We start from the raw sequence: 13,139 nt of genomic DNA, 5'->3' as shown, positions 1-13,139 counted from the left end.
ACGATCGTTCCCATGGCCGAGACCACCGCGCGCACCGCGCCGCCCGCACCGAGCGCCACGCCGGGGAACACCGCCGGCCGCGCCGGCGCCCTCACCGCGGCCGCCATGGCCGTCACCGTCGTGCTGTGGGCCTCGGCGTTCGTCGGCGTGCGCGCCGTCGGGCACGACCTCGACGCCGGCGCGCTCACCCTCGGCCGCGTCGCCGTCGGCTCCGTGGCGCTGACCGTGATCCTGCTCGTCGCCCGCGTCCGCCGCCGCACCCCCGTGCGCCTCCCGCGCGGCCGGGTGCTGCTGCTCGTGCTCGCCTGGGGCGTGGCCTGGTTCGGCGCGTACAACCTCACCCTCAACGCCGCGGAGCAGCACCTCGACGCCGGCACCACCGCGCTGCTGGTCAACATCGCGCCGATGCTCGTCGCCGTCCTCGCCGGCGTCCTGCTGCGCGAGGGCTTCCCACGCCGCCTGCTCGCGGGCATCGCCGTGGCGTTCACGGGCGTCGTCGTCATCGCCGTCGCGACGACGACGGGCCGGTTCGACGTCGCCGGCGTGGCGCTCGGCCTCGCCTCCGCCGTGCTGTACGCCGGTGCCGCCACGCTGCAGAAGCGCCTGCTCCCCCACGCCGACGCGCTCACCATGACCTGGCTCGGCTGCCTCGCCGGCACCGTCGCGGCGCTGCCGTTCCTGCCCGCGCTGATCTCGCAGGCGTCCGTCGCGCCGTCGTCGTCCCTGCTCGGCGTCGTCTACCTGGGGGTGTTCCCGACCGCGATCGCGTTCACCACCTGGGGGTACGCCCTGGCCCGTGTCAGCGCCGGTCGTGCGGCGGCGTCGACGTACGCCGTCCCGCCGCTCGTCGTGCTGATGTCCTGGGCCCTGCTCGACGAGGTGCCTGCTGCCGTCGTCCTGCTCGGCGGCGTGCTGGCCCTGGCCGGCGTCGCCGTCGCGACCCTCCCCCGCCGACCTGCCAGGACCAGGATCACGAATCCATGAGCGTGGCCCTGACTACTCGGCGGACCAGGGACCTGTCAGGGCCACGACCATCAGAACCTGCGCGTGGCTCTGACAGGTCGCGGGTCAGAGGGCGGCGGCCTTCGCCTCCAGCACGCCGCGCTCGCGGGCGTTGCCGCACAGCCGGGCGGCGAGCTCCAGCTCGCCCCGTGCCTCCTCGGTCCGCCCCAGCCGGGCCAGCAGCTCGCCGCGCACGGACGGCAGCAGGTACGACCCGGACAGCACCTCGCGCGCGACGAGGTCGTCCACGACGGCGAGCCCGGCGGCCGGGCCCGCCGCCATCGCGACCGCGACGGCGCGGTTGAGCTCGACGACGGGCGACGGCGCCACGCGGTGCAGCGCCTCGTAGAGCACGACGATGCGGTCCCAGTCGGTCTCGGGGACGGAGGGCGCGACGTCGTGCTGCTCCGCGATGGCGGCCTGCAGCCCGTACGGCCCCAGCCCGCGCCCGACGGCGACCGCCCGGGCGAGCGCGTCGCGTCCCCGCCGGACCGCGGACCGGTCCCAGCGGCGCCGGTCCTGGTCCTCCAGCAGCACCGGCTCGCCGTCCGGCCCGGTGCGCGCGGGGAACCGCGCCGCGGTGAGCTCCAGCAGCGCGAGCAGCCCGAACGTCTCCGGCTCGGGCGCGAGGCGCGTCAGGACGCGGGCGAGGCGGACGGCCTCGTACGCCAGGTCGGGCCGCATCCAGTCGTCCCCGCCCGACGCCGTCGACCCCTCCGAGAAGATGAGGTAGACGACGTTCAGCACCGAGCCGAGCCGTTCCGCGCGGTCCTCGGCGGCCGGCACCTCGAACGGCACCCGCGCCGCCGTCAGCGTCTTCTTCGCGCGGGTGATGCGCGCCTGCACCGTGGGCACGGGCACGAGGAACGCCCGCGCGATCTCCTCGCTGCTCAGCCCGGCCACCACGCGCAGGGTCAGCGCGACCCGCGCCTCCTTGGACAGCACGGGGTGGCAGGCCACGAACAGCAGCGCGAGGCGGTCGTCCTCGATCTTGTCCGGGTCCCACAGCAGGTCGTCGGCCGGTTCGACGACGGCGCCCGGCCCGCCCGTGACGGCGCCGCCCTCGCCGAGTTCGCGGGCCAGCGCCGCGTACCGCTCGTCGCGCCCGGACCGACGCCGGAACGCGTCGATCGCGCGACGCCGCCCGGTCGCGAGCAGCCACGCGACCGGGTCGCGCGGGACGCCGTCGCGCGGCCAGGCGACCAGCGCCTCCGCGAGCGCCTCCGACGCGACGTCCTCCGCGAGCGCGAAGTCGTTCGTGTACCGGGCGAGCGCGCCGACGATGCGGCTGGACTCGATGCGCCAGACCGCCTCGACGACGCGACGAGGGGCCGCACCGTCGTCGGCGCGGCCCTCGTCGTGCGGTTCGACGGCGCTCACTGGGCCCGCTGGGCCTGCTCCTCGCGCCACCCCTGCTCCTTCTGCACCCACTCGTTGTCCTGCGGGAAGTCCTCGGGACCGTTGACGCGACGCACCTCGAGCTTCGTGCCCGCACCGCTCAGCGGCGCCCGCTTGGCCCACTCGATCGCCTCCTCCTTCGAGGCCACGTCGACGATCCAGAAGCCGTTGAACAGCTCCTTGGTCTCGCCGTAGGGACCGTCGGTGACGACGGGAGTGTCGGTGGAGAAGTCGACGACGGCGCCCTCGGACGCGTCGGACAGCCCCTCGCCCGCGGCGAGCACGCCGGCGTTCATCATCGACTCGTTGTAGCGACCCATCGCCGCCATGACCTCGGTGAAGTCCATCTCCTCGTACGCGGCCTGGCCCTCGTCGGTCCCCCGCATGATCAGCATGTACTTGGCCATCGTCCCGCTCCTTGTCGTGGTCACGGTCACCCTCGTGGCGACCTTCTCATCCCCAGGTCGAACGGGGAACCGCCGGATCGACATCGCCCCGGAAGTTTCTTCGAGAAGCCTCTTGCCAAGCGTGGCTAATAGCATTAGCTTGATGGCTATGGACATGACCGCGAAGCTCGAGCTCCGATACCTCGCCCGCCCCGAGGGGCGGATCGCGTACACCGACGCGGGCAGCGGCCCGCTCGTCGTCGCCGTCCCCGGCATGGGCGACCTCCGCTCCACCTACGACGACGTCGTCCCCGCGCTCGTCGCTGCCGGCCACCGCGTGGTCGTCGCGGACCTGCGTGGCCACGGCGACTCCGACACCACCTTCACCGCCCACGGCGACGTGGCCACCGGCACCGACCTCGTCGCCCTCGTCGAGCACCTCGACGCCGGCCCCGCCGTGCTGCTGGGCAGCTCCATGGGCGGGTCGGCCGCCGTGTGGGCCGCCGCCGAGCGCCCCGACCTCGTGCGCGGGCTGGTGCTGCTCGCCCCGCACCTGCGCGAGACCGCCTCGCCCGCCCAGGCCCGGACCTACCGCCTGCTGTACCGCGCGCTGTTCGTCCGCCCGTGGGGCGCGGCGGCGTGGGCGTCGCTCTACACCTCCATGTTCGCCAAGGGCCGCAAGGGCCCCCGGCACGCGGAGCACGTCGCGCAGATCCGGCGCAGCATGGCCGACGCGGCGCACCTGCGCTCGTTCCGCGACCTCGCCGTCGCGCTCGACCACTCCGTGATCGAGCCCCTCGTGGCGAAGGTGCAGGCGCCGTCGCTCGTCGTCGTCGGCGAGCTGGACCCCGACTACAAGGACGCGGGCGCGGAGCTCGCCCGGATGCGGGAGGCGCTCGACGGCCAGGAGCTCCTGGTCCCCGGCGTCGGTCACTACCCCCAGCACCAGGCGCCGGAGGTCGTGACCCCGGCCGTGCTCGACTTCCTCGCCGGCCTGCCCGCCGCCCCCGCCCACTCTGCCCCTCAGGAGAACGGCGCCGACGGGCGGGGTGCCTGTGCCTAGGGCCGGGCTGTCGCGGGACGCCGTGGTCCGCCTCGCCCTGGAGCAGGTGGACGCGGGCGGGCCCACCGGGCTCGCCGACCTCACCCTCGCGAAGGTCGCCGCGTCCGCCGGGGTCGCCACCCCCAGCCTGTACAAGCACGTGGGCTCCCTGGCGGCGCTGCGCCGCGAGGTCGCGCTGGTCGCCCTCGACGAGCTGACGACGGCGAGCGCCGCGGCGACCGTCGGCCGCGCGGGCCCCGACGCCCTGCGCGCCCTCGCCCGCGCGTGGCGGGACTACGCCCGCGCGCACCCCGGCCGGTACGCCGCCGTCCAGCTCGCCCCCGACCCCGACGCCCCCGAGGACGCCGAGCACCGCGCCGCCGGGGCCCGCGTGGTCGCGCTCGTCGGGGCGGTGCTGCACGGCTTCGGCCTCCCCGACGACCGCACGATCGACGCCGTCCGCGTGGTGCGCGCCGGCGTGCACGGCTTCGTCGCCCTCGAGCTCTCCGGCGGCTTCCGCCTGCCCGAGGACCTGGACCGCAGCTTCGACGCCCTGGTCGACATGCTCGTCGCCGGGGTCACCACCCTCGCGGACGCTTCGTCTCCGCCCGCACCGAAGGAGCAGCCATGACCCGCACGACCCACGCCGCCCGCACGACGATGCCCGCCCCGACGGCAGGCCCGGCATCAGGCCCGACGACAACCCCGGCGCCCACCTCCCGGACCACCGCCTGGACCGCGGGCGGCGCCGTCGCGGCAGGCGTGCTCCTGCTGCTCTTCCCCGCGCTCCGTCCGTGGCCCGACGAGTCCGTGCCGACCCTCGCGCTGGCGGAGTCGTTCGCCTCCGGCCGGTGGGTGCTGGCGCACCTGTGCGGCATCACGGGGCTCGGCCTGCTCGCGCCGACGTTCCTCGGCCTGCGGGCGCTGCTGCGCGGGAGCAGGGCCCCGGGCACCGTCGCCCCGGGTGCGCGCGCCGCCACCGGCGCCGTCGTCACCGCCTGGGCCGGGGCCGCGCTCTGCTCCCTCTACTTCGGCGCCGAGATCTTCGGCATCCGCACGATCGCGCAGGCCGCGCTGCGCACGCAGGACCCGGCGCTGCTCGCCGACGTCGACGTGCTCCGCGAGCAGCCTGCCGCGATGACCCTCTTCGGCCTGGGCCTGGCGCTGGTCGCCGCGGCCGGCGTCCTCGCCGCCGTCGCATGGTGGCGCGGCGCGCTCCGACCGCGCTGGGCCGGCGTCCCGCTGGCCGCCGGGCTGCTGCTCTACCTGCCGCAGTTCTTCGGCACCCCGGCGGTGCGCGTCGGGCACGGTGTCCTGGTCGCCGCCGGGCTCCTGCTGGTCGCGTGGGCGGTGCGCCGCGCACCGGCACCGGGCAAGACGACGGCCGGCCACCCCGCAGGGTGACCGGCCGTCGGGCCAGGCGTTCCGGAGGCGTACCGAAGGGTCAGTCGCCGCTCTGGAAGATCGCCAGCAGGCGCAGGAACTCCAGGTACAGCCACACCAGGGTGACGATCAGCCCGAAGGCCGCCGTCCAGGCGAACTGCGCCGGGACGCCCTGCTCGACGCCGCGCTTGATCGAGTCGAAGTCGACGATGAGCGACGCGGCGGCCAGGCCGACCGCGACGAGCCCGACGATGATCCCGATCACGCCGCCGCGCATGCCCCAGCCGTCGAGGACGCCGGTCCAGGTCAGGACGACGTTGACGAGCGAGAAGACGAGGTAGCCCACCATGGCGATGAGCAGCCAACGGGTGAACTTCGGCGTGACGCGCACCTTGCCGGACTTGAACAGGAACAGCGCGGCGGCGAACGTCGCCAGCGTCGCCACGACGGCCTGCAGCACGATCCCGGAGAGCGGGGCGCCCGAGCTGCCGACGGCGATCGACGCGAACGCGATCGAGATGCCACCGAGGAACACGCCCTCGGCCACCGTGTAGGCGATGATCAGCGCCGGGCTGGGCTTCTTCTTGAAGGCGTTCACCAGCCCCAGCACCAGGCCGGCGATCATGCCGATCGGCCAGAGGTTCGGGGCGAAGTTCCACGTCGCGGCCGCCACCACGATCAGCAGCGCGAGCAGGCCGCCGGTCTTGATGATGACGTCGTCGTAGGTGAGGCGCTTGGTGTCGGCCGTGGTGGCGGACGGCGCCTGGTACATGGCGTCGAGGCTCGCGGCGTCGGCGGCCTGCGCGCCCGTGGTGCCGGCCGCCCCGGCACCGTACGCGCCGTACTGCGGCTGCGCGGTGGTGGTGCCGCCGGGGCGGGATCCCTGGCGAGCCCCGGTACGGCGCGGCTCGCCGAAGACGTCGCTGCTCGAGAAGACGGGGTTGGTCATGAACTCCTCCTGGTCGCGGCTGCCGGGTGCCCGACGACGGGTCGTCGCGCGCGCAGGGCCGGGTCGCTGGCCGTGCGATCCATCGTAGTGAACGCGCGGCGTTCCTCAGACGTTCCCAGGTCGGCGACTCTTTCCGAGGACGCCGCGCGCGGCCTCCGCCGTCGCCTCGTCGACGGCGAACAGCCCGGTCCCGGTCACGGGGTGCGGCTGCCCGTGGTCGCCGCCGAAGACGCCGCCCGCCTCGGTGACGATGAGGGACAGCGGCGCGTAGTCCCACACCTTGCCGCCCACCTGGACCGCGAGGTCGAGCTCGCCGGCCGCGACGAGCAGGGCGCCGTGCACGCGCCACTCCGCGACCTCGACCACCTCGACGAGCGGCTCCACCTCGGCGCGGTACCGCGCCGCCACCATCGCGAGCGGGGGCAGCACCGCCGTCCGCGCCGGACCGAGCGACCCCGGCGGCGCGCCGACGCGCAGGCGCCGCGCGCCGGTCACGTGACCGTCGACGACGTCCGCGACGTACGCGCCCCGGCCGCGGGCCGCGTACCAGACCTGTCCCTGCGCGGGCAGGATCGCGACCCCGACGGTCACCTCGCCGCCCTCCTCGAGCGCGATCAGGGTCTGCCACCGGTCGTCGCCCTCGACGAAGACGAGCGTGCCGTCGATGCCGTCGAGGATCCACCGGCGGCCCGAGGACCCGAGCGCGCCCGTCTCCTCGCCGAGGAACGCGTCGTCGGGCCGTGCCGCGAGCAGCACGGCACGCACCCGCTCCTCGACCGCGAGGTCGGCCTCGGTCACGACGGACCCGTCGAGCTTGTGGTCGCGCGCGAGGTCCCGCACGTGCGCGAAGTACCGCAGCCCCAGCGCGGCGCCGGAGAGGGCCGCCGCGAGGGCGAGGTCGAGGTCCCCGGGCAGGTCACGAGCATCCATGGCCGCAGCATGCCCTGTCGGCGGAGATCACCCGGCCCCTGCCCATGCCGCGGGGTCGACCCGCACGTAGGCTCGGGAAGGACCCGTGCTCCCCGTGACGACGGCATGACGACGGCACCCGAGAAGATCTCCAGGGGCGACATGATCGAAGCACACGGCCTGACCAAGCGCTACGGACCCAAGCTCGCGGTGGACGACGTGACGTTCACCGTGCAACCCGGCGTCGTGACGGGCTTCCTCGGCCCCAACGGCGCCGGCAAGTCCACCACCATGCGGATGATCATGGGCCTCGACCGCCCGACGGCGGGCAACGTCACCGTGAACGGCAGCCCCTACCCGCAGCACGGCCGGCCGCTGGCCGAGGTGGGCGCGCTGCTGGAGGCGAAGGCGGCGCACCCCGGCCGCACGGCGCGCCAGCACCTCCTGGCGCTGGCCGCCACCCACGGCATCGCCCCCTCGCGGGTGGACGAGGTCATCGAGCTCACCGGCCTCTCGGCGGTGGCCCGCAAGCGCGTGGGCGGCTTCTCCCTCGGCATGGGGCAGCGGCTCGGCATCGCGGTGGCGCTGCTGGGCGACCCGCGCACCCTCATCCTCGACGAGCCCGTCAACGGCCTCGACCCCGAGGGCGTGCTGTGGGTGCGCAACCTCGCCCGCTTCCTGGCGGGCGAGGGCCGCACGGTGTTCCTGTCCAGCCACCTCATGAGCGAGGTGGCGCTCACCGCCGACCACGTCATCGTCATCGGGCGGGGGCGGATCCTCGCGGACATGCCGGTGCAGCAGCTCGTCGACGGCGCCTCCCGCCGCCTCGTGCGGGTGCGCTCGCCGCAGGCCGCCGACCTTGCCGACGCCCTGCGGCGCGAGGGCGGCGACGTCGCGCCGGGTGACGACGGCGCCTTCGAGGTCACCGGCCTCGACGCCGCCCGGGTGGGCGAGCTGGCCGCCGCGGGCGGCGCCGTCCTGCACGAGCTGACGCCCGTGTCCTCCACCCTCGAGGAGGCCTACCTCGAGCTCACCGCCGACTCGGTCGAGTACCAGGCCGAGGCCCTGGACGACGCCGGCCGGGCGACGGGCGCCGAGACCGGCGCGACGACGGACGGAGCGCCCCGATGACCGCCACCGCACCCGCCCGCGAGGCCGCGCCGGCCGTCGTCGTGCACCGCGTGACGTTCGGCCGCGTGCTGCGCGGCGAGTGGATCAAGTTCCGCACCCTGCGCTCCACCGTGTGGACCGTGGTGATCACGGCCGTCGTCATGGTGGGGCTGGCGCTGATGATGGCCGCGATCGTCCGCACGATGGTCGACACCCCCGAGATGGCCGAGGGCATGTCGCAGGACCCGGGCCTGCAGGCCATCGGCCTCACGGGCACGACGATCGTGTCGTTCGGCTACTCGTTCGGCGCGCTCGCCGTGGGGGTGCTGGCCACGCTCATCGTCACCAGCGAGTACTCCACGGGCACCGTGCGGTCCACGTTCGCCGCCGTCCCGCGCCGCCTGCCGGTGCTGTGGGCCAAGCTGGTCGTCATCGTGCTCACCACCGCCGTCGTGGTGGCCGTCGCCCTGGTGATCGCGTTCGTCTCCACTACGCCCCTGCTCGAGGACGCCGGGATGAGCGTGGACCTCTCCGACCCCGAGCAGGTGCGCGCGCTGGTCGGCTGCGTGCTCTACCTGGCGACGGTGGCGGCGTTCGCGCTCGCCGTCGGCACCCTCATGCGGCACAGCGCCGGCGCCATCTTCACGATCGTGGCGATCTTCTTCGTGGTGCCGCTCATCTTCAGCATCGTCGTGCAGGCGTCCGACGCCGCGTGGACGGACTGGGTGAACAAGCTGCTGCCCAGCGTGGCCGGCGAGCGCATCATCTCCCGCGGCGCCGAGACGGACGCCCTGCTCGACCCGTGGGTGGGCTACGCCGTCCTCGTCGGGTACACCGTCGTGCTGCTCGTCGCCGCGGCGATCACGCTCAAGCGCCGCGACGCCTGACCCCTGATCGTTGCGGGCGCGATCTCGGGGACTGTCCGGTCGCGCACAGTCCCCGAGATCGCGCCCGCGACGATCAGGCCGGGTCGGTGCCCGCCTGGCGGCGGGCGACGGCGGCGGCCTCCCCGGCCGCCTCCGCCTTCTCCGCGGCGCGCGCCGCGGCACGCTCCGCCTTCTCGGCCTTGCGCACCACGCGCGAGTCGCGCTTGGTGCCGCGGCGCTCCTTGCGGCGCTCGATGAGCTCGTAGAGCACCGGCACCACGAACAGCGTGAGCAGCGTCGAGGAGATGAGCCCGCCGATGACCACCAGCGCCAGCGGCTGGCTGATGAACGACCCGCCGCCGGTGAGCCCGATCGCCATCGGCGTCAGCGCGAAGATCGTCGCCAGCGCGGTCATGACGATGGGGCGCAGTCGCTTGCGGGCGCCCTCGCGCACCGCCTCGTCCAGCGACCGGGGGTGCCCGTGCGCCGGGTCCCGGTACTGGTTGATGAGGTCGATGAGCACGATCGCGTTCGACACCACGATGCCGACGAGCATCAGCACGCCGATCAGCGCCGGGACGCCCAGCGGGGTGTCCGTGGCGAGCAGCGCCAGCAGCGCGCCGGTGGCCGAGAACGGCACCGAGACCAGCAGGATCAGCGGCTGCACCAGCGACCCGAAGGTCGCGACCATCACCAGGTAGACGATGGCGATCGCGGCCACGAGGGCCAGGCCCAGGTCGGAGAACGCGTCGGCCTGGTCCGCCGCGACGCCGCCGATCTCGACGGTCGCGCCCGCGGGCAGGTCGAGGTCGTCCGTCGCGGCGGTGATGTCGGCGCTGAGCGTGCCGACGTCCTGCGTCTCGGGCGTCACCGACACGGTCGCGGACCGCTGGCCGTCGGTGCGGGAGATCGACGTCGGCACGTCCACCTTCTCGACCGTCGCGACGTCGGTGAGCGGCACCGTGCCGGCGGCGGTCGGGACCTCGAGGTCCTCGATCTCGGACTGGGTGGCGGGGGCGTCGCCGGTCTTCACGACGACGTCGATCGGGCCGTCGCCGAGGTCCACCTCGCCGGCGGTCTGCTCCGGGTCCATCGCGCCCGACACGATGCCGGACACCTGGGTCTCGGTCAGGCCCGCCTCGGCGGCCTTCTCGCGGTCGACGGACACCTGCACGACCTGCTGCGCGGCGGAGAGGTCGTTGGTCACCTCGGCCACGCCGTCCAGGTCGGACACCGCGTCGGTGACCTGCTGGGCCGCGGACTCGAGGTCGCCGCTGTCGTGCGCCTGCACGACGAGGTCCACGGTGCTGGAGCCGAAGCCGGAGTCCCCGCCGGAGACGCTGACCTCGGTCGTGACGCCGGTGTCGGCGAGCGGCTCGACGGCGTCACGGATCTCGCTCTGCGCCTCGACGCCGTCGGCGTCGGGGTCGAGGGTGATCGCGAAGGTGGCCTGCGGCGAAGACCCGCCGCCCATGAACGCGGCCATCGCGGCGTCGCCGGAGCCGACCGTGGTCTGCACGCTCTCGACGGCGTCGACGTCGGCCAGGGCGTCCTCGACCTCGCCCGCCGCGGCGTCCTGCGCCTCGAGGGACGCGCCGGTCTCGAACGTCTGCGTCACGGTGACGGTGTCCTGGCCGGAGTCCCCGATGAAGTTGGTCTCCAGGCGGGGCACCAGCGCGAGCGTGCCGCCGAGGACGGCGACCGCGACGACGAGGGTGACCCACGGGTGGCGCAGCGCGGCCCCGAGGCTGGGGACGTACGCGCGCTGCCACAGCCCGCGGCGCTCCTTGGCCTCGGCGGCCTCGCGGACGCGCTCCGCCTCGGCCGGGTCGGTGGCGACGGCGGGCGCCTTGACGAACCAGTACGCGAGCACGGGCACGATCGTCAGCGCCACGACCAGCGACGCGAGCATCGCGATCGCGACGGTCATCGCGAAGGGGCGGAACAGCTCGCCCACCATGCCGCCGACCAGCGCGATCGGGAGGAAGACGGCGACCGTGCTGATGGTCGACGCGGTGATCGCGCCGCCCACCTCGCGCACGGCGGTGAGGATGGCGGCCTTCTTGTCCTCGCCGTACGACAGGTGTCTCTTGATGTTCTCGATGACCACGATGGCGTCGTCGACGACGCGACCGATCGAGATGGTCAGGGCGCCCAGCGTGAGGATGTTGAGCGTGTAGCCCGTGGCGTTCATGACCACGAAGGTCACGGCCAGCGACAGCGGGATCGACACGGCCGACACGAGGGTGGAGCGCAGCGAGACGAGGAACACGAGGATGACGATCACGGCGAACAGCAGGCCGAGCCCGCCCTCGGTCGCGAGCCCCTCGATGGACTCCTCGATGAACGGCGCCTGGTCGAACACGACGGCGGTGGTGACCCCGGCGTCCTCGAGCTCGGGCTTCAGGTCGTCCATCGCGTCCTGGACGGCGTGGGAGACGTCGACGGTGTTGCCGTCGGGGGTCTTGGTGATGGCGACGCCCAGCGAGGACTCGCCGTCGAGCCGGGAGTGCGACGTCGCCTCGACCGGCACGACCTTCACGGTGGCCACGTCGGCGAGCGTCACGGGCTCCGGGGCGGCCGGGGTCTGCGGGGCGGTGGCGCCCTCGGCGCCCTGCGCGGGGTCCTGCGCGGCGCCGTCGGCCGCGGGCGGGGCGCCCGTGCCGTCGCCGACCTCGCCGGTGGTGCCGCCGGTCGCGTCGCCAGCGCCCGTCGTCGCGCCCGCGGCGGCCGGGTCCGGCACGAGCGGCAGCGCCTTGAGCTCCTTGACGCTGTCGATGCTGGAGCCGGCCTGCACGGAGTAGGTGACGTCGTCGTCGGTGATGGTGCCCGCCGGGAGCACCACGCCGTAGTCCTTGAGCACGTCGGCGACGTCCTGCGTCGTGAGGCCCGCCTCGGCGAGCTTCTTCGTCTTGACGTCGACCAGCACCTGGTCGGTCTCGCCGCCGGTCACGGCGACGGAGCGCACGCCGTCCAGGTCCTCGAGCGCGGGCACGACGACGGTGTCGACGGTGTCCGCGAGCGCCGCGGCGTCCACGTCCCCGTCCGCGCCGGCCGCTGCGAGCTGGATCACGGGCAGGTCGTCGAGCGAGCCCGTGACGACCTGCGGCTCGACGTCCTCCGGGAGCTGGGACTGGATGCGGGTGACGGCGGTCTGGAGCCGCTGGGTGGCCGCGTCCATGTCGGTGCCGTACTCGAACTGCACGGTGGTGACCGAGCTGCCGGTCGACGCCGTCGAGCCGATGGACTCGATGCCCTCGACGGACTGCGCGGCGGCCTCGAGCGGCTCGGTGACACGCTGCTCGACCACCTCCGGCGACGCGCCCGGGTAGGTCGCGACGACCGCGCCCGCCGGGAGCTCCAGGGACGGGATGAGCTCCTGCTTGAGGGAGCCCAGGCTCATCGCCCCGAAGACGAAGATCGCGATCGTCGCCAGGGCGACGACGGCGCGGTTCGCCAGGGACAGGCGGGCAAGTCGGAACACGCTCACTCCAGACGGGCGGTCGGCAGGACGGCACGACGACGCCGTCGCGATTCCTTAGGGTAACGCTAAGGAACGCCGGCGGGTTCCCAGGGATCGGGATACAGTCTGCCCCGTGATCCCGACGACCGACGAGCCCGCCGCGTCCTCCGGCGACGCCCCCGGGAACGCCGGCCCCGACGACGAGCGCCGCGCTCTGCTCGACGAGCTGGTCCGGATCCACCACGCCATCGGCGAGACCTTCCTGTCCCAGCGGCTGGAGCCGCTGCTGCACACCCGCCTGACCGTCCAGCAGCTGCGCGCGCTGGCGATCCTCCAGCTCGACGGAGAGACGAGCTCCCACCGGCTGGCGGAGGTCATGGGGGTCGCGCCCGCGACGGTGACGGGCATCGTCGACCGCCTGGTCTCGGCCGGGATGGCGTCCCGGCGGCCGGACCCCCGCGACCGCCGCGTCCGGCTGGTCGCGGCCACGACGCGGGGGGCGGACGCCGTGGGGGGGGGTGGGGGCCCCGAGGCGCGGGTCCCCGCCTCCCCCGGCGGAAAAAGAGACTCCCCCACCCCCCCCCCGCGGCTGACCCCTCCCTTGTCATCTTTCCCCCTCCCCCTCTTTCCT

12 protein-coding genes are annotated in these 13,139 nt (G+C 74.4%); 7 read left to right on the top strand and 5 right to left on the bottom strand.

From position 1 onward, the window contains the following. The first annotated feature begins 12 nt into the window (after positions 1-12). Positions 13-984 carry a DMT family transporter gene (locus tag ACFCZN_RS11680; RefSeq protein ID WP_429764535.1) on the top strand — a complete coding sequence of 324 codons (972 nt, stop codon included), beginning with the start codon at positions 13-15 and terminating at the stop codon, positions 982-984. An 84-nt stretch (positions 985-1,068) separates the two neighbouring features. On the opposite strand, the gene ACFCZN_RS11675 is transcribed toward ACFCZN_RS11680, so the two are convergent. Both ACFCZN_RS11675 and ACFCZN_RS11670 read right to left on the bottom strand, forming a co-directional pair. Beyond that, positions 1,069-2,382, bottom strand: coding sequence for an RNA polymerase sigma factor (locus ACFCZN_RS11675; RefSeq protein WP_430556906.1), 1,314 nt, complete (start codon positions 2,380-2,382; stop codon positions 1,069-1,071). Beyond that, complete coding sequence (locus tag ACFCZN_RS11670; protein ID WP_429764533.1) at positions 2,379-2,807, bottom strand: YciI family protein; 429 nt, start codon at positions 2,805-2,807, stop codon at positions 2,379-2,381. Before ACFCZN_RS11670 ends, ACFCZN_RS11675 begins: the two co-directional genes overlap by 4 nt. Before the next feature lie 142 nt (positions 2,808-2,949). On the opposite strand from ACFCZN_RS11670, the gene ACFCZN_RS11665 reads away from it, so the two are divergent. From ACFCZN_RS11665 to ACFCZN_RS11655, 3 genes are read left to right on the top strand one after another with little or no spacing between them, the layout of a single operon-like run. After that, positions 2,950-3,849 (top strand): alpha/beta fold hydrolase, encoded by a 900-nt coding sequence (locus ACFCZN_RS11665; RefSeq protein WP_430556905.1) that lies wholly within the window; start codon positions 2,950-2,952, stop codon positions 3,847-3,849. Next, positions 3,836-4,459 carry a TetR/AcrR family transcriptional regulator gene (locus tag ACFCZN_RS11660; RefSeq protein ID WP_429764531.1) on the top strand — a complete coding sequence of 208 codons (624 nt, stop codon included), beginning with the start codon at positions 3,836-3,838 and terminating at the stop codon, positions 4,457-4,459. The genes ACFCZN_RS11665 and ACFCZN_RS11660 overlap by 14 nt, the downstream gene beginning before the upstream one ends. Beyond that, complete coding sequence (locus ACFCZN_RS11655; RefSeq protein ID WP_430556904.1) at positions 4,456-5,232, top strand: hypothetical protein; 777 nt, start codon at positions 4,456-4,458, stop codon at positions 5,230-5,232. The genes ACFCZN_RS11660 and ACFCZN_RS11655 overlap by 4 nt, the downstream gene beginning before the upstream one ends. Positions 5,233-5,272: 40 nt before the next feature. Here the strand turns inward: ACFCZN_RS11655 and ACFCZN_RS11650 are convergent, their stop codons facing one another. Then, on the bottom strand, positions 5,273-6,160 hold the full coding sequence (locus tag ACFCZN_RS11650; protein WP_430556903.1) for a Bax inhibitor-1/YccA family protein: 888 nt from the start codon (positions 6,158-6,160) through the stop codon (positions 5,273-5,275). A gap of 105 nt (positions 6,161-6,265) precedes the next feature. Further along, positions 6,266-7,090, bottom strand: a complete 825-nt coding sequence (locus ACFCZN_RS11645) for an inositol monophosphatase family protein (protein WP_430556902.1) — start codon at positions 7,088-7,090, stop codon at positions 6,266-6,268. Between the two features lie 141 nt (positions 7,091-7,231). Between ACFCZN_RS11645 and ACFCZN_RS11640 the strand changes: the two genes are divergently transcribed. Further along, positions 7,232-8,200, top strand: a complete 969-nt coding sequence (locus ACFCZN_RS11640) for an ABC transporter ATP-binding protein (RefSeq protein WP_430556901.1) — start codon at positions 7,232-7,234, stop codon at positions 8,198-8,200. Further along, positions 8,197-9,066, top strand: a complete 870-nt coding sequence (locus tag ACFCZN_RS11635) for an ABC transporter permease subunit (protein WP_430556900.1) — start codon at positions 8,197-8,199, stop codon at positions 9,064-9,066. The genes ACFCZN_RS11640 and ACFCZN_RS11635 overlap by 4 nt, the downstream gene beginning before the upstream one ends. Before the next feature lie 73 nt (positions 9,067-9,139). Here ACFCZN_RS11635 and ACFCZN_RS11630 read toward each other — a convergent pair whose 3' ends face one another. Next, positions 9,140-12,529 carry an efflux RND transporter permease subunit gene (locus ACFCZN_RS11630; RefSeq protein ID WP_430556899.1) on the bottom strand — a complete coding sequence of 1,130 codons (3,390 nt, stop codon included), beginning with the start codon at positions 12,527-12,529 and terminating at the stop codon, positions 9,140-9,142. A gap of 112 nt (positions 12,530-12,641) precedes the next feature. Between ACFCZN_RS11630 and ACFCZN_RS11625 the strand changes: the two genes are divergently transcribed. After that, positions 12,642-13,139, top strand: a 498-nt coding sequence (locus tag ACFCZN_RS11625) for a MarR family transcriptional regulator (protein ID WP_430556898.1), incomplete at its 3' end; no start/stop codon positions are given.

Source organism: Isoptericola sp. NPDC056134 (assembly GCF_042264825.1).
Classification (GTDB): domain Bacteria; phylum Actinomycetota; class Actinomycetes; order Actinomycetales; family Cellulomonadaceae; genus Isoptericola; species Isoptericola nanjingensis.
This window is presented reverse-complemented; position numbering and strand designations above follow the sequence as displayed.